Source organism: Citrobacter sp. Cpo030 (assembly GCF_030333005.1).
GTDB lineage: Bacteria > Pseudomonadota > Gammaproteobacteria > Enterobacterales > Enterobacteriaceae > Citrobacter > Citrobacter portucalensis.
Genome location: NZ_JAOWGT010000069.1, coordinates 252,025 through 269,940, shown reverse-complemented (window position 1 = coordinate 269,940; position 17,916 = coordinate 252,025). Strand labels below are relative to the sequence as shown.

At 53.1% G+C, this 17,916-nt stretch carries 19 protein-coding genes; 9 read left to right on the top strand and 10 right to left on the bottom strand.

Features of this window, described 5'->3' with window-relative positions; all coding sequences use genetic code 11:
- Positions 1 to 350: 350 nt before the first annotated feature.
- Positions 351 to 983, top strand: a complete 633-nt coding sequence (fimZ, locus tag OGY37_RS16905; protein ID WP_003831119.1) for a fimbria biosynthesis transcriptional regulator FimZ — start codon at positions 351 to 353, stop codon at positions 981 to 983.
- A 49-nt stretch (positions 984 to 1,032) separates the two neighbouring features.
- Here fimZ and sfmF read toward each other — a convergent pair whose 3' ends face one another.
- The 6 genes from sfmF to fimA all read right to left on the bottom strand — a co-directional run bounded on the left by sfmF (position 1,033) and on the right by fimA (position 7,102).
- Positions 1,033 to 1,527, bottom strand: coding sequence for a fimbria assembly protein (sfmF, locus tag OGY37_RS16900; protein WP_286621290.1), 495 nt, complete (start codon positions 1,525 to 1,527; stop codon positions 1,033 to 1,035).
- Positions 1,528 to 1,561: 34 nt separating this feature from the next.
- Positions 1,562 to 2,569, bottom strand: coding sequence for a type 1 fimbria D-mannose specific adhesin FimH (fimH, locus tag OGY37_RS16895; RefSeq protein WP_407599170.1), 1,008 nt, complete (start codon positions 2,567 to 2,569; stop codon positions 1,562 to 1,564).
- Positions 2,570 to 2,573: 4 nt separating this feature from the next.
- A complete protein-coding gene (locus OGY37_RS16890; protein ID WP_174785033.1) occupies positions 2,574 to 5,195 on the bottom strand; it encodes a fimbrial biogenesis usher protein in 2,622 nt (873 codons plus the stop codon).
- Between the two features lie 7 nt (positions 5,196 to 5,202).
- Positions 5,203 to 5,895: a type 1 fimbria chaperone FimC gene (fimC, locus tag OGY37_RS16885; RefSeq protein WP_003831115.1), complete on the bottom strand. Its 693-nt coding sequence runs from the start codon at positions 5,893 to 5,895 to the stop codon at positions 5,203 to 5,205.
- Between the two features lie 41 nt (positions 5,896 to 5,936).
- On the bottom strand, positions 5,937 to 6,470 hold the full coding sequence (fimI, locus tag OGY37_RS16880; RefSeq protein ID WP_003831114.1) for a type 1 fimbrial protein subunit FimI: 534 nt from the start codon (positions 6,468 to 6,470) through the stop codon (positions 5,937 to 5,939).
- A 77-nt stretch (positions 6,471 to 6,547) separates the two neighbouring features.
- Entirely contained in the window at positions 6,548 to 7,102 is a 555-nt protein-coding gene (gene fimA / locus OGY37_RS16875; RefSeq protein ID WP_032934356.1) for a type 1 fimbrial major subunit FimA, read from the bottom strand.
- Between the two features lie 575 nt (positions 7,103 to 7,677).
- Here fimA and folD point away from each other — a divergent pair.
- From folD to OGY37_RS16860, 3 genes are all read left to right on the top strand, one after another.
- A complete protein-coding gene (gene folD, locus OGY37_RS16870) occupies positions 7,678 to 8,544 on the top strand; it encodes a bifunctional methylenetetrahydrofolate dehydrogenase/methenyltetrahydrofolate cyclohydrolase FolD (RefSeq protein ID WP_003831112.1) in 867 nt (288 codons plus the stop codon).
- Between the two features lies 1 nt (position 8,545).
- Positions 8,546 to 8,758, top strand: a complete 213-nt coding sequence (gene ybcJ, locus OGY37_RS16865) for a ribosome-associated protein YbcJ (RefSeq protein ID WP_003831111.1) — start codon at positions 8,546 to 8,548, stop codon at positions 8,756 to 8,758.
- A 125-nt stretch (positions 8,759 to 8,883) separates the two neighbouring features.
- The gene (locus OGY37_RS16860) at positions 8,884 to 9,408 is read left to right on the top strand and encodes a metal-dependent hydrolase (protein ID WP_003831110.1); all 525 of its coding nucleotides are present in this window, start codon (positions 8,884 to 8,886) and stop codon (positions 9,406 to 9,408) included.
- A 77-nt stretch (positions 9,409 to 9,485) separates the two neighbouring features.
- On the opposite strand, the gene cysS is transcribed toward OGY37_RS16860, so the two are convergent.
- Positions 9,486 to 10,871: a cysteine--tRNA ligase gene (gene cysS, locus OGY37_RS16855; RefSeq protein WP_286619047.1), complete on the bottom strand. Its 1,386-nt coding sequence runs from the start codon at positions 10,869 to 10,871 to the stop codon at positions 9,486 to 9,488.
- A gap of 173 nt (positions 10,872 to 11,044) precedes the next feature.
- Between cysS and ppiB the strand changes: the two genes are divergently transcribed.
- From ppiB to mnmH, 5 genes are all read left to right on the top strand, one after another.
- Positions 11,045 to 11,539, top strand: coding sequence for a peptidylprolyl isomerase B (ppiB, locus tag OGY37_RS16850; RefSeq protein ID WP_003021875.1), 495 nt, complete (start codon positions 11,045 to 11,047; stop codon positions 11,537 to 11,539).
- A gap of 2 nt (positions 11,540 to 11,541) precedes the next feature.
- The gene (gene lpxH, locus OGY37_RS16845) at positions 11,542 to 12,264 is read left to right on the top strand and encodes a UDP-2,3-diacylglucosamine diphosphatase (RefSeq protein ID WP_148362313.1); all 723 of its coding nucleotides are present in this window, start codon (positions 11,542 to 11,544) and stop codon (positions 12,262 to 12,264) included.
- 238 nt (positions 12,265 to 12,502) lie between these two features.
- A complete protein-coding gene (purE, locus tag OGY37_RS16840; RefSeq protein ID WP_148362314.1) occupies positions 12,503 to 13,012 on the top strand; it encodes a 5-(carboxyamino)imidazole ribonucleotide mutase in 510 nt (169 codons plus the stop codon).
- Positions 13,009 to 14,076 carry a 5-(carboxyamino)imidazole ribonucleotide synthase gene (purK, locus tag OGY37_RS16835; RefSeq protein WP_003831106.1) on the top strand — a complete coding sequence of 356 codons (1,068 nt, stop codon included), beginning with the start codon at positions 13,009 to 13,011 and terminating at the stop codon, positions 14,074 to 14,076. The genes purE and purK overlap by 4 nt, the downstream gene beginning before the upstream one ends.
- A 96-nt stretch (positions 14,077 to 14,172) precedes the next feature.
- Entirely contained in the window at positions 14,173 to 15,258 is a 1,086-nt protein-coding gene (mnmH, locus tag OGY37_RS16830) for a tRNA 2-selenouridine(34) synthase MnmH (protein WP_148362315.1), read from the top strand.
- Here mnmH and OGY37_RS16825 read toward each other — a convergent pair whose 3' ends face one another.
- The 3 genes from OGY37_RS16825 to OGY37_RS16815 form a co-directional block, all read right to left on the bottom strand.
- Entirely contained in the window at positions 15,259 to 15,918 is a 660-nt protein-coding gene (locus OGY37_RS16825; RefSeq protein WP_003831085.1) for a methionine ABC transporter permease, read from the bottom strand.
- On the bottom strand, positions 15,911 to 16,927 hold the full coding sequence (gene sfbB, locus OGY37_RS16820) for a virulence-associated ABC transporter ATP-binding protein SfbB (protein ID WP_148362316.1): 1,017 nt from the start codon (positions 16,925 to 16,927) through the stop codon (positions 15,911 to 15,913). The genes OGY37_RS16825 and sfbB overlap by 8 nt, the downstream gene beginning before the upstream one ends.
- Before the next feature lie 63 nt (positions 16,928 to 16,990).
- Positions 16,991 to 17,821 carry a MetQ/NlpA family ABC transporter substrate-binding protein gene (locus OGY37_RS16815; RefSeq protein WP_003021862.1) on the bottom strand — a complete coding sequence of 277 codons (831 nt, stop codon included), beginning with the start codon at positions 17,819 to 17,821 and terminating at the stop codon, positions 16,991 to 16,993.
- Positions 17,822 to 17,916: the final 95 nt, after the last annotated feature.

Sequence of the window (17,916 nt, the reverse complement as noted above, 5' to 3'; positions counted from 1 at the left end):
AAAATCGGCCCAGATCCGCGAAATTTTAATCAGCGAGTCAGCTTGGGAAGAAATGACCTGCTTATTCGCACCTTCCCTAACTGACATTAACAACCTGAATGTTGTAAGCCTTTTCCGAAAGAACAGAGCAGGTATAATCCCCATAGTTTTCTGATTAATTGTTAGTTTTCCCAGTGTGAAATGGATTTTCCACAAATTCATTGTTCTGTAGAAGAGCAACCGAATAAACAAGGATGAAATAATATTTATTCGACTCTCCCTCAGAACAACCCTTGGCTATTTGACAATATTATAACGCCTGATGTTTTATAAAATTATCAAGATACGCATACAGTTTGAGGCATACAACAATGAAACCAGCATCCGTTATCATTATGGACGAACACCCTATTGTCAGAATGTCGATAGAAGTACTACTTGAAAAAAACAGTAATATCCAGGTTGTGTTGAAGACCGATGACAGCCGTACGGCAATAGAGCACCTGCGCACTTACCCTGTCGATCTTGTCATTCTGGATATTGAACTACCTGGTTCAGATGGATTTACATTACTCAAGAGAATAAAGTCTCTGCAGGAGAATACTCGGGTGCTGTTTCTCTCCTCCAAATCGGAGTCCTTTTATGCCGGGCGTGCTATCCGGGCCGGTGCAAATGGTTTTGTCAGTAAACGAAAGGATTTGAATGATATCTACAATGCGGTAAAAATGATTTTATCGGGATATTCTTTTTTCCCTTCAGACACCCTAAACTTCATTAACAATATAAATATGAAAAAAGGTGTATTGAATGACATGCCGCTCTCTAATCGCGAAGTTACGGTTTTGCGTTATCTGGCAAATGGCCTCTCTAATAAGGAAATTGCTGAGCAGCTGTTACTCAGCAATAAAACGATTAGTGCTCACAAAGCTAACATCTACGCCAAACTCGGCTTACATACTATCGTTGAGCTGATCGATTACGCAAAAATGCATGAATTAATGTAATAGCACTCCCGGCGAGATGTCGTTCGGGAGCGTTTTATCCAGGCATTGATTAGTTATAGTTAATCATAAATGTGGCATCGGCCCTGGCGAGGCCTGGCTGAACCCCGCCTGCTAACGCAATATAGTTGGCGAAAAAGGTCAACGTGGCATTACCGTTTTCATCAATCCCTACGGTTTGGCTGGCCTGTTCGAGCGGTAATCGCGTACGGTCACTGTCATGAAGTTCAATCGCCACCTTTTGCGCCATCACCGCATCGTCAAGTGCGAGCAACGTCGTGCCTGGGGCCGGAGTACCCGAAAACGTTATCGAGGCGGATCCTGGCGGGCAGCCTTCCAGCTTCAGCGTAAACGCGACTGGTTGGGTAGTATCCCCGCTGGTCTGTAACTGCTTTGTTGGCCAGGTGCCCAATTCAACCGACTTATTGCTGTCACTGGCAATCACCGCACAGGTAAAGTCCACCACGTTTCCGCGCAGTTCAATATTGATTTCGCCCAGCGATGAGGCCGCATGGCACAACGAGCTGAATGTCAGTATGGGCAGCATCACCAAAAGCGCCCATGAAGTTGGCGTTTGCTTGTTAGTCATAATCTACTCGCAGATAGCCACGGGCAGTAAAAGGCCCTTCGGTAGGTTTATTCCCTGTCACGCTGACCGGCCATGTCCGAATACTCACGTTTGCCGCGGCGTTATCATCCAGTTGAAATGGGATCGTGCTGGACAGATTATTGGGCGTCAGCGGTCTACCGGTTTTGTCGGCGACAATGAACCCTAAGTCAGGATTGTCCGATACCATCATTTGCCCGGAGGCTTTCTCGGCCTCTACCCGCATGGTTAAGTAGGCTTGTGCAGCGACGTTGGTGCATTTTATCGCCACCGTTTTGGTCTGCGGATTAATGCCTTCGGGACGGTTTCCTGCCCCCGCCTTGCTGAACAACGATGCGCCAATATCGCCAAAATCAAACTCGACAATCTGCCCTGCGTTCACCTCACAGTTTTGTGGAACCTCCACCTTACCGCTGTAGCTGATGGTATAAACCGGCGTGCTTAGCGCATCTCCAGTACTGGTCGTGACATAGACTCTGAACATGGTCTGGCGCGGGATCGGCACCATGTTAATAAACGAGCGAATCACTTTGAGTTTAAACACCAGCTTTGAATCCATTACGCCAAAAGGCTGCTGCTTAGGTACGTTGGGGTGAGTTCCCATACGGATATAATTACGCGGGGGATAAAACAACCCAGCAGAGCTATCGGTGATGCTCATAGCCCCCAGCAGGTAGTCATTGAGTTTCAGGTACTGAAAACCATTTTCTGTACTTTGCACAGGGAGTTCCGTAACGTAGCTTCGATAGGTGTAATTCACCGTCGTCCCGGCCGGACAGGTAGCATTAACGCCAATCCAGCCCGATTTTTCCGGTAACGTCACCACCTGTCCCGGCCGGTTATTGCTGCTGTTAAAGACGTTCGACAGATCGTAAAAAACATCCGTTGGTGTGCCATTCGAGTTTTGGCAGACTGTCGCCCATGACGAATGGGCCATCAGCAGTAAAGCGCATCCCAGTAACAAACCCGTTTGTCGTTTCATCGTATTATTCCTGTCGTGCCGTTGGAGATTCGCACGTAACGTTCGTGAGCGTCACCGCCTGTTTCAGACTCTCCTCAGGCAAGGCATAGTGCGCCACGCAGCGAGCGTTAGCGCTTTCCCCCCATTGGATCAGTAATTCACCTTTTAGCGGCAAGCCGCTCAGGTAGATTTGCCCGTCTTCGCCCACCATACTGGTCACGCCGCTGGCGTTTTCACGCACAACGGAGCCAAATGGCACAGGTTTACCTGCATATTTCGCGGTTATCAGCGCCCGCACACCGATACGTGTATCAAACGCCGCTCGCACTAATGCCCCTTGCGTTGGCACGACGCTGCTAACGTTATTTTCCACATCGGTATTGTTGTTCATTGAATTGGTATCTAATGCGACGCGGTTATAGCGATAAACGGTGGCATACGGCATCACCGCGTATCCACGCCAGTCGGTTTGCACGCCGGTCTGGTTTTCTACTCGTACGCCCTGCGCGCCAGGCGCTTTAACCAGCACGTTGGTGTCCCCCAGCGGCTGACTGAGCGTAATACCGTCCGCATGCCCCACCACGCCGCCGGAAAGCTGCCAGTTGTAGTCATGCTGATCGCGATCGTAGTTGTATCCCACGCCCAGCGTGCCATAGGCCGCCTGCCAGTTGGCGCTGGCGTTTCCGCTGTAGCCGTTGGTGCTGCTGTGCCCCTGATTCACGCTGTAGCTCAGGTTGCGCCCATCCAGTAACGTCCCGCCGATCCCGCTCTGCCAGCTGTTTTGTCCGTTGCTGTTGCGGTTGGCATTAAAGGTGGCGTAGGTGCGATCGAGCGCGTTATCACGCGAGTAGCGCCGTCCGCTTAGCAGGCTGAACGGCACTGACATATTGAATGCCAGAATACGGTCGGTGTCGGAGATGCCTACCGATTCATTCCACGACCAGGAGAGTGAATAGCTAATCCCCTGCCAGCCGCTGGCATAGCCCACCTGATACCAGGTATTGGTGTCTGAGGTATTCCAGTACGTTTGCTGACTCCCCGAAACATACAGCGAGCCGTAGTCTCCCAGGTTCTGCGAAATGTTAATCTGAAAGCGGCCCTTTTTGCTGTAACTCAGATTGTGATAGCTCTTCACATCGGGCACGTCGTGGCGATTACCTTCGCTGTCGTATTCATACTCATAGCCTTCCATGCTGCGATACGCGACATCGTCGAGGGTATAGAAGCCACGCGTTGAGTAGCGGTATCCCAACAGCTGGAAGTTTGTGCCAAAGTTGTTCAGCGATTTTGCATACAGAAAACGCAGAGACTGCCCCTGGTGCGTACTGTCATCCGCCAGCTGGCTGCGCGCATGGGTTAAATCCACAGAAACCGCCCCCCAGTCCCCCAGGTTTCGGCCTGTACCTAAAACTACCGCCGTGTAACGTGAGGCCAACTGTGTACCACCGTATGCGGTGTAGCCCTCAGGTAACCCGGCAATTAATGTTCCCTGGAAAAAGAACGGTGAAGATTGCTGGCTATTGCCGCTGCGAAAATCCCCGGCAACCACGTCGTATTTGAAACGCCCTTCTCGTTGTAACAGGGGAACCGTGGAGTACGGCACCGTATAGCGCTGTTGGCTGCCGTCCTTTTCGTCCACCGTCACCTCAAGGTCACCGCTGGATGACGTCGGGTTGAGATCGGTTATCGAGAAAGCGCCCGGTGAAACATAGCTTTGATAAATCACATAGCCATTCTGACGGATGGTGAGTTTCGCTGCGGTGCGCGCAATACCGCGAACGGTAGGCGCGTAGCCCTGTAAGCTGTCGGGATACATACTGTCTGAGGAATAGAACCGCGCCCCGCGAAACCCGACGCTGTCAAAAACGTCGTTGCCGGTGTTGCTGTCGCCCATCACCAGTTCACCCTTCAGCGGGATAATCGCGCGCTGAAGCCATGTACCGATATTTTTCCAGCTTTGTGAGTGGTATCCGTCACCTTTGGAATAGCTCCATGCGCCGTTATTTCTCAAGCGCCAGGGGCCATAGTTCAGGCCACTGAGCATACTTAAGAAGTAGCTGTCAGTGTCACTGCCGCGGCTGCCGGTAAAGCTGTAGTTGACCAGCGCAGCCGGGATCCCTTCATCCCACTCTTCCGGCGGAATATAGCCACGCGCGCTGTTTAACATTGACGCCTGAGGCAGGCTGACGTTTAAGCGCAGGGTAGAAAAATCAAATGCAATCTCGCTGCCTGGAATCGCCTCAGGTAGATTGATACAGGTATCGTTCGCATCCTTACTGAGTGCCGGAAATGCGGTGATATTGACACCAAGGCGCTTCACCCAGTCGAGTCCAAAACATGGCATCAGCCCACCAGACTTCTCCCCGGCTTTTCCCGCGCTGGTCGTAAAACGTATATCCTGAGTGGCAACAAACTCATCGTTGCGCCAGATATCCACACGATAAACGCCTTCAGGCTGGTGATTGCCTTTTTCAAAACGTGATAAATCCGCCACGGTTGCCGTATCCGCGGATAAAAAGGCCGGATTAAAATAGCTTTCCCCATGGCTTAAAGAGGGAAAGAGCGCCGCCAGCGTGGACAACGCCACCCCCGCCAGCGGTGGCGTAACCCCCGGTAACAGGCCAAGAAAATACGTTGTCTTATTCATCGTTATCTCAACGCACGCTAACCGTTTGGGCCGGAGTCACAGCGCCATAATCATTGACCGTCTGGAACGTGACGTTGCCCTGAACGCCCGTTGGTAGCAGGACCTGCGCATCACTTTTCGGCGCGACCATCACGTTATCAACCTTCGTTTTCCCCACGTTGAGATTGACCAAGGTGACGTAATACGCTGACGGATTGTTGATTTTCAGGTGGTTGCCGGTACGGGAGAATTTCAGCATCCCGGGCGCATCTTCCGGAATTTGCTGCAGATTATTCGGACGGACAAAAAGCTTGATGCGGGACAAAATCGCCAGTTGCAGAACGTTTTTACCCTCGAGGCTGTTTTTATTGACTGACGGAATGGCTTTCACGTTCATCCAGAACAGCGACTCACGATCTTTAGGCAGCGGAACACCTGCATAGATGATACGCAGCGTGTTTTCGCTTTTGGGCTCGCTGACAAACAACGGAGGCGTAACCACAAACGATTTTTCTTTAACACCTGCGCTATTCTCGATCCATGAATTTACCAGGTAACGTTCTTTGGTATCACTATTGCTAATAGACAGGGACGTTTGTTTGGCATCGGCTGGATAAATAACGCGAGTAGCGCCTAATGCAATACCGCCTGCAGCCTGAACACTGGCAGCAGAAAATAAGGCCAGTAAAAGGATAAAACCTGATTTTAGATAATTAAACATAGCTACAAATACCTTTGATGCGATTATCGTTGGAAAATAAATCAGGGATAAACCAACGTAAACCACACGTCTGAACGAAGCGCTCCCGGCGTTATATTTTCCGAGACAGCCCGATAACGAGCAGTGAAATGAAACGTCATCTCTTGCGTTATAATCGGCGCATAATGAAGCGGCAGCGCATTCGGAATAATTTGCCGTTGGCGCTCATCAAATAACGCCAGACCGATCCCTGAAGCCGCAGACGCATCGCCACTGGCAAGAAAAACCTGCGGATCTTCCGCTGGCGTCACACCTGCAAACGCAATCCCAACATGGTCATAAACATCGGAGCTGCATGACGTTAAGCGCAGTGAAAACGGCACGCTGGTAGAGGCAAAGCTTCCCGTCCCGGAGAAAGCATTGGTGCGATACTGCCCCATTTGCACCCGCAAATTTTGGCTGTCGGTAGCGACCGTACAGGCACCATTGACGAGCTGCCCTCGTAAGTGAAGGCGGCCACTTTCCAGTATTACCGTATGTGCAAACACAGGCAGTACGCACAGCATTCCCGCCAGCGCCACGCCTTTCCCTATCATCTGCCGCATCCTTCATCATCCCCGGAAATTGCCTCATCCAGTGAGGCGAACGTCATCCTTGCGCAAATCAGAACGGCTTATTCGTACTTCATGATGAACGTCGCGTCAGCATTTGCCTGACCCGGCGTAGCGCTGGTGGCTGTGGCTTTGTAACGCGCAGAGAAACGCAGGGTGTTGGTCCCTTCTACCAGCGCCTGAGCGGTAGAGAAGGTGGCTCCATCCGGCTTCAGCGCGGTGGACGTATTGTCCAGAATTTCAATCCCAACACCGCTGGCAGTGGTACCGTTGTCTGCAGAAGTGACGGCCAGCAGGTTGTTGTTGGTGATGTCGGATTGACCAGAGAAAGCCACGGCTGCGGTTGCGGCAACTTTCGGATCACAGTCGTTCAGCACGATTGAGAACGGAATTTGCGCCGTTGTATCGCCAACTGCGGTAAAACTGGCGGTACGATACTGGCCTAAGGTGACAACCTGATCGGATGACTGAGTACTGACTGCACAGGCTGCATTGACCAGTTCACCTTCAAAATGCACAGTACCGCCGCTAACGCTTACCGGATCGGCTGCAACCGCTGCACCTGCAACTAACATCAGGCTGGCAATAACAGAAGAGGTCATTAATTTACGTTTCATGGATTTCCCTTGAATTACACACATCCGGCTCCGGCGTCCTGCGGGATCCGTTTGAATCATTATCGACATTAAATGTCAGGCTAATTATCTCTGCATCCTGTAAAGATATATATCGCAAGAGAATTAGCTAACCTTTTACCCCAACTCTCCTGAGTATTTGATTCACTAATTAATCTTCGCGAATATGACTATTCGTCACAGGGTTAAATTAAACATTTCAATTAATGAAAAATACCTGCAAATCCTTTTATTGACCCTGGCCAATTCTTATTGGGACCTAAGAAAAATCTGGGTGAATATTACTTAAATCCTTCCATAAAGGTACGTAACAGACTGGTTTATGGCGCATTACCCCTGAAAACACCAGGGTGATGAATTGTTTCATTCACGTTAATTTTAATTCGCATGCTCATTAATTATTCGGTGGACTTCAGCCTCTGAACTGGCCCCGTTCGCGGACCGCGGTGATCCCTATCGCACGTAAAAACGCAAACGAAAACTGACAGCACGCCCCGCTTCTGACAAAATAGTGGCATCCCCTTCGGTTTAACGTAACAGACGGAATTCTCTCTCTGATGGCAGCAAAGATTATTGACGGTAAAACGATTGCGCAGCAGGTGCGCTCTGAGGTTGCTCAAAAAGTTCAGGCGCGTTTAGCGGCTGGATTACGCGCCCCAGGCCTGGCTGTTGTGCTGGTAGGTAGCAACCCGGCTTCGCAGATTTATGTTGCGAGTAAACGCAAAGCCTGTGACGAAGTGGGGTTTGTCTCCCGCTCCTATGACCTGCCTGAAACCACCAGCGAGGCGGAGCTTCTTGAGCTGATCGATACGCTCAATGCAGATACCACCATCGACGGTATCCTGGTACAGCTGCCGTTGCCGGCGGGTATCGACAACGTGAAAGTGCTGGAACGTATTGCACCAGATAAAGACGTTGACGGTTTCCACCCGTATAACGTCGGTCGTCTGTGCCAGCGCGCGCCGCGCCTGCGCCCATGTACTCCGCGCGGTATTGTTACCCTGCTTGAGCGTTACAACATCGATACCTACGGTCTGAATGCCGTGGTCATTGGCGCCTCGAATATTGTCGGTCGCCCAATGAGTATGGAGCTACTGCTGGCTGGCTGCACCACCACCGTCACCCACCGATTCACCAAAGATCTGCGCCGCCACGTAGAAAATGCTGACCTGCTGATTGTTGCCGTCGGTAAACCGGGCTTTATTCCTGGTGAGTGGATCAAAGAAGGTGCGATTGTGATTGATGTCGGCATCAACCGTCTGGAGAATGGTAAGGTTGTTGGCGATGTGGTCTTTGACGATGCGGCCGCACGAGCGTCATATATCACGCCGGTCCCCGGCGGCGTAGGCCCAATGACGGTCGCCACACTTATCGAAAACACGCTGCAGGCGTGTGTTGAATATCATGATGTAAAGGACGTTTAAGATGGCCACATTTTCACTGGGTAAACACCCACACGTTGAACTCTGCGATTTGCTGAAGCTGGAAGGCTGGAGCGAAAGCGGCGCCCAGGCAAAAATTGCTATTGGCGAAGGGTTAGTGAAGGTCGATGGCGTTGTTGAAACGCGTAAACGCTGCAAAATCGTTGCCGGACAGACAGTCAGCTTTGAAGGCCACAGCATTAACGTCGTGGCGTGACCCTAAGTGCCGGATGAGGTTAACACCGTATCCGGCCACTTCCCCCTCTCGTTTTCAGATAATGACTTCATCCCCACTTCACAGTGAACTGATAGCATGTTGTTTTTCAACACGAAGCGATCATCATGCCCACTATCGTTACCCACGCGGCCGTTCCGCTCTGTTTAGGGTTAGGTCTCGGACTTAAAGTCATCCCCCCACGATTACTGTTTGCTGGCGTCGTTCTGGCCATGCTGCCAGATGCCGACGTGTTGTCATTTAAGTTCGGCGTCGCCTACGGCAATGTGTTTGGCCACCGGGGATTTACCCACTCACTGCTGTTCGCCTTCGTGGTACCGCTGCTCTGCGTCTTGATTGGCCGACGATGGTTTAAGGCGGGATTGATTCGCTGCTGGCTATTCCTGACGGTTTCACTGCTGTCGCACAGTCTGCTGGATTCTGTCACCACCGGCGGTAAAGGCGTCGGCTGGCTGTGGCCGTGGTCGGATGAGCGCTTCTTCGCGCCATGGCAGGTGATTAAAGTCGCCCCGTTTGCGTTATCACGCTACGCCACGCCGTACGGGCACCAGGTGATCATGTCGGAGTTAATGTGGGTATGGCTGCCGGGAATCGTAATGATGGGTGTGCTGTGGTGGTATCGGAAACATTAATCTGCCGGATGCGACGCGATGCGTCTTATCCGGCCTACACGGCCCGGTAAGCGTAAGCGCCACCGGGCATTACAGAGTTACTTACGACGCCAGGTGGTACCCTGCGGGCCGTCTTCCAGCACGATGCCCATCTCGTTGAGACGGTCACGCGCGGCGTCAGCTGCCGCCCAGTCTTTCGCCTTACGTGCATCCAGACGCTGTTGGATTAACGCTTCAATTTCAGCAACTTCACCATCATCCGCCTGCGCACCGCTTTGCAGGAATGCCTCTGGATCCTGTTCCAGCAGGCCCAGTACGCTGGAAAGCTTACGCAGATGCGCAGCCATGCCGTTAGCCGCCGCCATATCTTCACCCTTCAGACGGTTAACCTCACGCGCCATATCAAACAGCACGGAGTAGGCTTCCGGGGTGTTGAAGTCATCGTCCATCGCTTCAATAAAGCGCGCTTCAAAGGCTTCGCCACCGGCTGGCGCAACGGATTTGTCGGTGCCACGCAGCGCGGTATACAGACGCTCCAGCGCAGAACGCGCCTGCTTGAGGTTCTCTTCGCTGTAGTTTAACTGACTACGGTAATGACCGGACATCAGGAAGTAACGGATGGTTTCGGCATCGTAGTATTTCAGCACATCGCGAACGGTAAAGAAGTTGCCCAGCGATTTGGACATTTTCTCGCGGTCAACCATCACCATCCCTGAGTGCATCCAGTAATTAACGTACTCACCGTCATGTGCACAGGTGGACTGAGCAATTTCGTTTTCATGGTGCGGGAACATCAGGTCCGAACCGCCGCCGTGAATATCGAAATGGTTGCCCAACTGTTTGCAGTTCATCGCCGAACATTCGATGTGCCAGCCCGGACGGCCCTCTCCCCACGGAGACGGCCAGCTCGGCTCGCCTTCTTTGGACATTTTCCACAGCACGAAGTCCATCGGGTTGCGCTTCACATCAACCACGTCAACGCGTGCGCCTGCCTGCAGCTGATCCAGATCCTGGCGCGACAGCTGGCCGTAGTTCGGGTCAGTCGGCACGTCGAACATCACGTCGCCGTTATCAGCAACGTAAGCGTGACCTTTGGCAATCAGCTGTTCAGTGATTTCGATAATTTCAGCAATATGGTGCGTAGCACGCGGCTCCAGATCCGGGCGCAGAATATTCAGCGCATCGAAATCGCTGTGCATTTCCGCGATCATTCTGTCGACCAACGCCACAAAGCTTTCGCCGTTTTCATTCGCGCGCTTGATGATTTTGTCATCGATATCGGTAATGTTGCGCACATACTTCAGCTTATAGCCGAGGAAGCGCAGATAACGCGCAACGACGTCGAAAGAAACGAAGGTACGTCCGTGGCCAATATGACAGAGATCGTAAACGGTAATACCACACACGTACATGCCGACTTCCCCGGCATGAATAGGTTTGAATTCCTCTTTTTGGCGCGTCAGTGTATTAAAGATTTTTAACATCGAAGATTCCGTGTAGACGTGTGTGGATAGTAAAGTCTGTATAATACCCATAATTTAGACCGGAAGCAGCACACTTTGCGAGGTGATCGCAGCTTGCGGTTATGCTATAACACACCCCTAACTCTGACCCTTGACGGGGTCGAAGCACCAATCTATCGGAACAGGATGCAAAAATGGTTACTTTCCACACTAATCACGGCGATATCGTAATCAAAACGTTTGATGATAAAGCGCCTGAAACAGTTAAAAACTTCCTGGACTACTGCCGCGAAGGTTTTTACAACAACACCATTTTCCACCGTGTTATTAACGGTTTCATGATCCAGGGCGGCGGTTTCGAGCCAGGCATGAAGCAAAAAGCCACGAAAGAAGCGATCAAAAACGAAGCGAACAACGGTCTGAAAAACACCCGTGGTACGCTGGCGATGGCGCGTACTCAGGCTCCGCACTCCGCAACCGCACAGTTCTTCATCAACGTTGCAGACAACGACTTCCTGAACTTCTCCGGCGAAAGCATGCAGGGTTGGGGTTACTGCGTGTTCGCTGAAGTTGTTGAAGGCATGGACGTGGTTGATAAAATCAAAGGCGTTTCCACTGGTCGCAGCGGTATGCATCAGGATGTGCCAAAAGAAGACGTCATCATTGAAAACGTGACCGTCAGCGAGTAATCGTGGCGACACTGTTTATTGCAGATCTTCACCTCTGCACAGAAGAACCGGCGATCACCGCCGGTTTTCTGCGTTTTTTAGCTGGTGATGCGCGAAAGGCCGATGCGCTATACATTCTCGGCGACCTGTTTGAAGCCTGGATTGGCGACGACGATCCTAATCCGCTGCATCGTGAAATGGCCGCGGCAATAAAATCACTGGCTGATTCCGGCGTTCCCTGCTTTTTTATTCACGGCAACCGTGATTTTCTGCTCGGTAAACGTTTTGCCCGTGCGAGCGGCATGACCTTGCTTCCCGAAGAAAAAGTGCTCGACCTGTATGGCCGCAAGGTGCTGATCATGCATGGCGACACCTTATGCACCGACGACGCAGGCTATCAGGCGTTTCGCGCCAAAGTGCATCAACCCTGGTTACAGAAGCTGTTCCTCGCTCTGCCGCTGTTCGTTCGCCAGCGAATCGCGGCAAAAATGCGTGCCAACAGCAAAGCGGCCAACACCACCAAATCGCTGGAAATCATGGATGTGAATCAGCAGGCCGTTATCGCCGAGATGGAAAAACATCAGGTGCAGTGGTTAATTCACGGCCATACCCACCGCCCGGCCGTCCACGAGCTTACGGCCAATGAGCAACCCGCTTTTCGCGTGGTACTAGGCGCATGGCACACCGAAGGTTCGATGATCAAAGTCACACCAGACGACGTTGAACTGATCGCATTTCCGTTTTAATTCTGCAGATACCCAGTTCCTCTTTACACAAAACTATTCGAGTTGCATCGAGGCGGCAAATCTGTGAGTCCCCTGAAGCTTACAAAAGTAAGTGACTGGGGTGAGCAGATGTAGCCAACAAAGAGGCCGCTTGAAGAGTGAAGTGCAAAGCGCGCAATCGTTTTCCTTGGCGGTGAATTATGCTATTCTCTGTGGCCTCAAAAGTCGAGTGTAGTGCACCACAGGAGTTTTCAGACGCATGTCTTCCCGCAATAATCCGGCGCGTGTCGCCATCGTGATGGGGTCCAAAAGCGACTGGGCTACCATGCAGTTCGCCGCCGAAATCTTCGAAATCCTGGACGTTCCGCATCATGTTGAAGTCGTCTCCGCCCACCGCACCCCAGACAAACTGTTTAGCTTCGCCGAAAGCGCTGAAGAGAACGGTTATCAGGTGATTATTGCCGGGGCCGGTGGCGCAGCGCATTTGCCTGGCATGATTGCGGCGAAAACGCTGGTGCCTGTTCTCGGTGTTCCGGTGCAAAGCGCAGCGCTGAGCGGCGTAGATAGCCTCTACTCCATCGTTCAAATGCCGCGCGGTATTCCGGTCGGCACGCTGGCTATCGGCAAAGCGGGCGCGGCAAATGCGGCCCTGCTGGCAGCACAAATTCTGGCTACACACGATAAAGAACTGCATCAGCGTCTGCATGACTGGCGCAAAGCGCAAACCGATGAGGTGCTGGAAAACCCGGACCCGCGAGGTGGCGCATGAAGCAGGTCTGCGTACTCGGCAACGGACAGCTAGGGCGCATGCTGCGTCAGGCCGGTGAGCCGCTGGGCATTGCGGTCTGGCCCGTCGGGCTGGACGCTGAACCGGCTGCGGTCCCTTTTCAGCAAAGCGTGATCACCGCTGAGATTGAGCGTTGGCCGGAAACGGCACTCACCCGCGAACTGGCACGCCACCCGGCGTTTGTTAACCGCGACGTCTTCCCGATTATTGCCGACCGTCTGACGCAAAAGCAGCTTTTTGACAAGCTCGGTCTGGCGACCGCGCCGTGGCAGCTGCTGGCAGATAAAAGCGAATGGTCTGCTGTATTCGACAAACTTGGCGAGCTGGCGATCGTGAAACGTCGCGTCGGCGGCTACGACGGACGTGGACAGTGGCGCTTGCGCGCAAATGAAACCGAGCAACTGCCGGACGACTGCTACGGCGAGTGCATCGTCGAGCGGGGAATCAACTTCTCCGGTGAAGTCTCACTGGTTGGCGCTCGCGCGCACGACGGCAGCACCGTTTTCTATCCACTGACCCATAACCTGCATCAGGACGGCATTCTGCGCACCAGCGTGGTATTCCCGCAGGCTAACGCCAGACAGCAGGAACAGGCTGAAGCAATGCTCTCTGCCATCATGCAGGAGCTGGGCTATGTCGGCGTGATGGCGATGGAGTGTTTCATCACCCCGGAAGGTCTGCTGATTAACGAACTGGCTCCGCGCGTGCACAACAGCGGGCACTGGACACAAAACGGCGCCAGCATCAGCCAGTTTGAGCTGCATCTACGTGCCATTACCGACCTGCCGTTACCGACGCCGGTGGTGAACCACCCTTCGGTGATGGTAAACCTGATTGGTAGCGACCTGAACTACGACTGGCTGAAGCTGCCGCTGGTGCATCTGCACTGGTATGACAAAGAGGTGCGTGAAGGGCGTAAAGTGGGTCACCTGAACCTGAGCGACAGCGATACCGCACGCCTTAGCGCGACGCTGGAAGCGCTTATCCCCCTGCTGCCTCCGGAATATGCCAGCGGTATTATCTGGGCGCAGTCAAAACTGAAATAAGCCAATAATGCCGGGGAGTTGATTTTATCCTTCCCCGGCCCCTCCTCTGGCGCGTAAAATCCCCTCCATTGCTGTTTTGTATTTTCAGGATCAAACATGAACGATGGAACGGACTACCGCGCAATTTTGCTCGCCGGTACGCCTTTAATCGATGTACGCGCCCCCGTGGAATTTCAGCAGGGCGCAATGCCGGGCGCAATCAACCTTCCCTTGATGAACGATGACGAACGTGCCGCCGTTGGGACCTGTTATAAACGTCAGGGACCCGAAGCCGCCCTCGCGCTCGGCCATCAACTGGTCTCGGGTGAAACCCGCCAACAGCGCATGCATGCCTGGCTGGATGCCTGTCGTCAAAATCCTGCGGGCTATTTATGCTGCGCGCGTGGCGGTCAGCGTTCGCATATTGTGCAGCAGTGGCTGCACGAGTCCGGCATTGACTATCCGCTGATTAAAGGCGGTTACAAAGCCCTGCGCCAGGCAGTGATACAGCTGACTGAAGAATTAGTGCAAAAGCCGATCGTCTTAATTGGCGGCTGTACCGGGAACGGCAAAACCCAACTGGTGCAACAGCAGCCAAACGGTGTGGATCTCGAAGGTCTGGCGCACCATCGCGGCTCCTCGTTTGGTCGCACCGTTGAACCTCAATTGAGTCAGGCGAGTTTTGAAAACCTGCTGGCGGTTGAAATGCTCAAAACCGATAGCCGTCAGGATTTACGTCTGTGGGTACTGGAAGATGAAGGCCGCATGATCGGGGCTAATCATCTGCCCGAATGCCTGCGCGAGCGCATGACCCAGGCATCAATTGCGGTGGTGAACGATCCTTTTGAGCGTCGTCTGGAGCGACTGCGCGAAGAGTATTTCGTGAAGATGCACCACGATTTTACCCACGCTTATGGCGAGAGCCAGGGCTGGCAGGAGTACAGCGAGTACCTGCACCACGGCCTGTTTGCTATCCGCCGCCGTCTGGGTTTACAACGTTTTGCCGAGCTGACCACCCTGCTCGACGTCGCTCTGCGCGAACAGCAGGCGACGGGCAGCACCGACGCCCATATGGGCTGGCTGGTGCCGTTGCTCAACGAGTATTACGACCCGATGTATCGTTATCAGCTGGAAAAGAAAGCCGCGAAAATCGTTTTTCGCGGCACATGGCAGGACGTTGCCGAGTGGCTTAACGCACAGTGATCAGTGTCTGTCGCGCTTATCTGCGCGTTTTGCCAGCCAGTCACCCAGCACCTGAACGACCTGCACCAGAATAATCAGCGCCACCACGGTGACGATCATGACCTGGGTTTCGTAGCGGTAATAACCAAAGCGAATCGCCAGGTCGCCGACTCCACCGCCGCCAACGATCCCGGCCATCGCGGAGTAACCGATCAGACTCACCAGCGTTATCGTCAACCCACGCAGCAGACCCGCGCTCGCTTCAGGTAACAGAACGGTGCAGATGATGCGCATCGGGCTGGCACCAAACGCTTCCGCCGCTTCAATAATCCCTTTATCGACTTCACGTAGCGCGCTATCAACCAGACGGGCATAGAAGGCGATTGCCGCTACTGAGAGCGGGACCGACGCCGCAATCGGGCCAATGGTATTCCCGAGCAAAAACTGGGTTAGCGGCAACAGCAGAACCAGCAGGATCACAAACGGTACCGAACGAATGATATTCACCAGCACGGAGCTGAGCAGATACACAAAACGGTTTTGCCAGAATAAATGCCGATCGGTGACGAAAATAAGAAAACCGAGCGGCAGTCCGCCAATAATTGCCAGCACCGTAGAGATGCTCAGCATCTGGAAAGTTTCATTAAACGCCAGCGTCAAATCCGGCAATAAATCATCCACGAATCACCTCCACCTGTGCAGTACGTTGACGAATATGTTCCACGGCGACATCCACCGCAGAAGGGTTATGCGGCGCGGTCAGTTGCACCACCAGAATCCCCAGCGCACGTTCACCGATATACTCAATTTTGCCGTGCAGAATGTTCACCGCCACGCCAAATTTAACCGCCACTTCTGACAACACCGGCTGTTCCGCCGAATCGCCGATGAACAGAATTTTTAGCAACTGGCCAGGCAGATGCTGGCGCAGACGCTCGGGCAGCGTCAAATTGAGGGTATGTGACACCAGCTGCTGTGTGAACGCATGCTGCGGGTGAGCAAAAACGTCAAACACCTCACCGGATTCCACCACCTTGCCGCCGGACATCACCGCCACGCGATCGCAAATCGATTTGATCACGTTCATCTCGTGAGTGATCAGCACGATCGTGATCCCCAACTGTTGGTTGATCTGCTTAAGCAACGCCAGAATCGTGGCTGAGGTTTCGAGGTCCAGCGCCGAGGTAGGTTCATCACACAACAGCACATCCGGGTGATTGGCAATCGCGCGGGCAATACCCACACGCTGCTTTTGTCCGCCGCTGAGCTGAACCGGAAAGCGGTTCGCCTTGTCTGACAGCCCCACCAGCGCCAGGATTTCGCTCACGCGCGGGCCAATTTTACTGCGCTCCCATCCGGCAGCCTTCAGGCTAAAGGCGACATTTTGCGCCACGGTACGGGTATGCATCAGGTTAAAATGTTGAAAAATCATCCCGATACGCTGACGGGCTTTACGGAGATGCGCGCCTTCCAGCGCAGAGATTTCTACGCCGTTCACCTTCACGCTTCCCTGGCTCGGACGCGTTAAGGCGTTCAGGGTACGCAGCAGCGTACTTTTCCCCGCGCCGCTGGTCCCGACAATGCCAAATATCTCACCTGCGCCGATGCGCAAGCTGACGTCATCAACCGCCCGGGTTGATGGTCCACGGCCTGCGCTAAAATCCACGCAAACTTTCTCTATCTCAATCATAGCCACCTCAGAAATGCGAAAAGGGCAGTCGTCGCTGCCCCTGTTAACCCTTGTGCGCAGCGATTATTGGGCTGCCGACATCCATTCCGGTTTCTGGAAGGCGCTGTAGATATTTTGCGGATCGTCGATCACCGCACGATACGCCGGAGATTTCACCGCCTCGACAATATCTTTGGCGAACGGTTTATCCGCATCTTCACTGCGTACCGCGATGATATTTTTCAGATTTTCGTCCAGATGTTCCTGCTTGATGGCGCTGGCGAGATCCAGTTTTGCCGCTACGGCAAAGTTGCCGTTGACCAGCGCACCGGTCACACCGTCCAGCGTACGTGGCAGCTGTGCCGCCTCCAGCGGTTTAAACACCAGCCCTTTCGGGTTGCTGGCGATATCGCGCTCGGAGGCTTTAGTTGGATCAATATTGTCTTTGATGGTGATAAGGCCAATAGACTGCAGGAAACGCAGACCGCGAGCCAGGTTGGTGGGATCGTTGGAGAGCGTGATCACATCTCCTTTTTTCAACTCATCCAGGCTTTTGATTTTATGTGAGTAAAACCCCATCCCTGCCGTCGGGACCACAATCAGCTTGCTCAGCTTCAGGCCTTTATCTGCGGTGAATTTGTCAAAATAGAGCGAATGCTGGAACAGGTTAGCATCAATGCTGCCGTTGGAGAGCGCCATGTTTGGCTGCACGTAATCGCTGAATTCGCGCACCACTACCTTATAGCCTTTCTCTTTCAGCGTGGGGGCAATGGCCTGTTTCACCATATCACCGTATGGCCCAGGCGCGACGCCAAACACGATTGTGTGCGGGTCACTGTTCGCATGAGCAAACTGTAATCCACAGGCCAGTAACAGCGCCCCGGTCGCGACGCGTAAACTCTGACGCAATCCCATATTCTCTCCATTTTAACGTTGTGGTGTCATGTCTCACGCCGTTCTTGCGGCGTTGTTCTTGTTGGCCTGTTAACAGGCTGATTGTTAACATGACA

Excerpts from the sequence above, each read along its gene's own strand:
- cysS (WP_286619047.1), bottom strand. The coding sequence starts at position 10,871 with ATGTTAAAAATCTTTAATACACTGACGCGCCAAAAAGAGGAATTCAAA.
- OGY37_RS16860 (WP_003831110.1), top strand. The coding sequence starts at position 8,884 with ATGCCCACTATCGTTACCCACGCGGCCGTTCCGCTCTGTTTAGGGTTA.
- ybcJ (WP_003831111.1), top strand. The coding sequence starts at position 8,546 with ATGGCCACATTTTCACTGGGTAAACACCCACACGTTGAACTCTGCGAT.
- fimZ (WP_003831119.1), top strand. The coding sequence starts at position 351 with ATGAAACCAGCATCCGTTATCATTATGGACGAACACCCTATTGTCAGA.
- ppiB (WP_003021875.1), top strand. The coding sequence starts at position 11,045 with ATGGTTACTTTCCACACTAATCACGGCGATATCGTAATCAAAACGTTT.
- sfbB (WP_148362316.1), bottom strand. The coding sequence starts at position 16,927 with ATGATTGAGATAGAGAAAGTTTGCGTGGATTTTAGCGCAGGCCGTGGA.
- purK (WP_003831106.1), top strand. The coding sequence starts at position 13,009 with ATGAAGCAGGTCTGCGTACTCGGCAACGGACAGCTAGGGCGCATGCTG.
- folD (WP_003831112.1), top strand. The coding sequence starts at position 7,678 with ATGGCAGCAAAGATTATTGACGGTAAAACGATTGCGCAGCAGGTGCGC.
- fimC (WP_003831115.1), bottom strand. The coding sequence starts at position 5,895 with ATGTTTAATTATCTAAAATCAGGTTTTATCCTTTTACTGGCCTTATTT.
- OGY37_RS16815 (WP_003021862.1), bottom strand. The coding sequence starts at position 17,821 with ATGGGATTGCGTCAGAGTTTACGCGTCGCGACCGGGGCGCTGTTACTG.
- OGY37_RS16890 (WP_174785033.1), bottom strand. The coding sequence starts at position 5,195 with ATGAATAAGACAACGTATTTTCTTGGCCTGTTACCGGGGGTTACGCCA.
- fimI (WP_003831114.1), bottom strand. The coding sequence starts at position 6,470 with ATGATAGGGAAAGGCGTGGCGCTGGCGGGAATGCTGTGCGTACTGCCT.
- sfmF (WP_286621290.1), bottom strand. The coding sequence starts at position 1,527 with ATGCTGCCCATACTGACATTCAGCTCGTTGTGCCATGCGGCCTCATCG.
- fimA (WP_032934356.1), bottom strand. The coding sequence starts at position 7,102 with ATGAAACGTAAATTAATGACCTCTTCTGTTATTGCCAGCCTGATGTTA.
- fimH (WP_407599170.1), bottom strand. The coding sequence starts at position 2,569 with ATGAAACGACAAACGGGTTTGTTACTGGGATGCGCTTTACTGCTGATG.
- mnmH (WP_148362315.1), top strand. The coding sequence starts at position 14,173 with ATGAACGATGGAACGGACTACCGCGCAATTTTGCTCGCCGGTACGCCT.
- purE (WP_148362314.1), top strand. The coding sequence starts at position 12,503 with ATGTCTTCCCGCAATAATCCGGCGCGTGTCGCCATCGTGATGGGGTCC.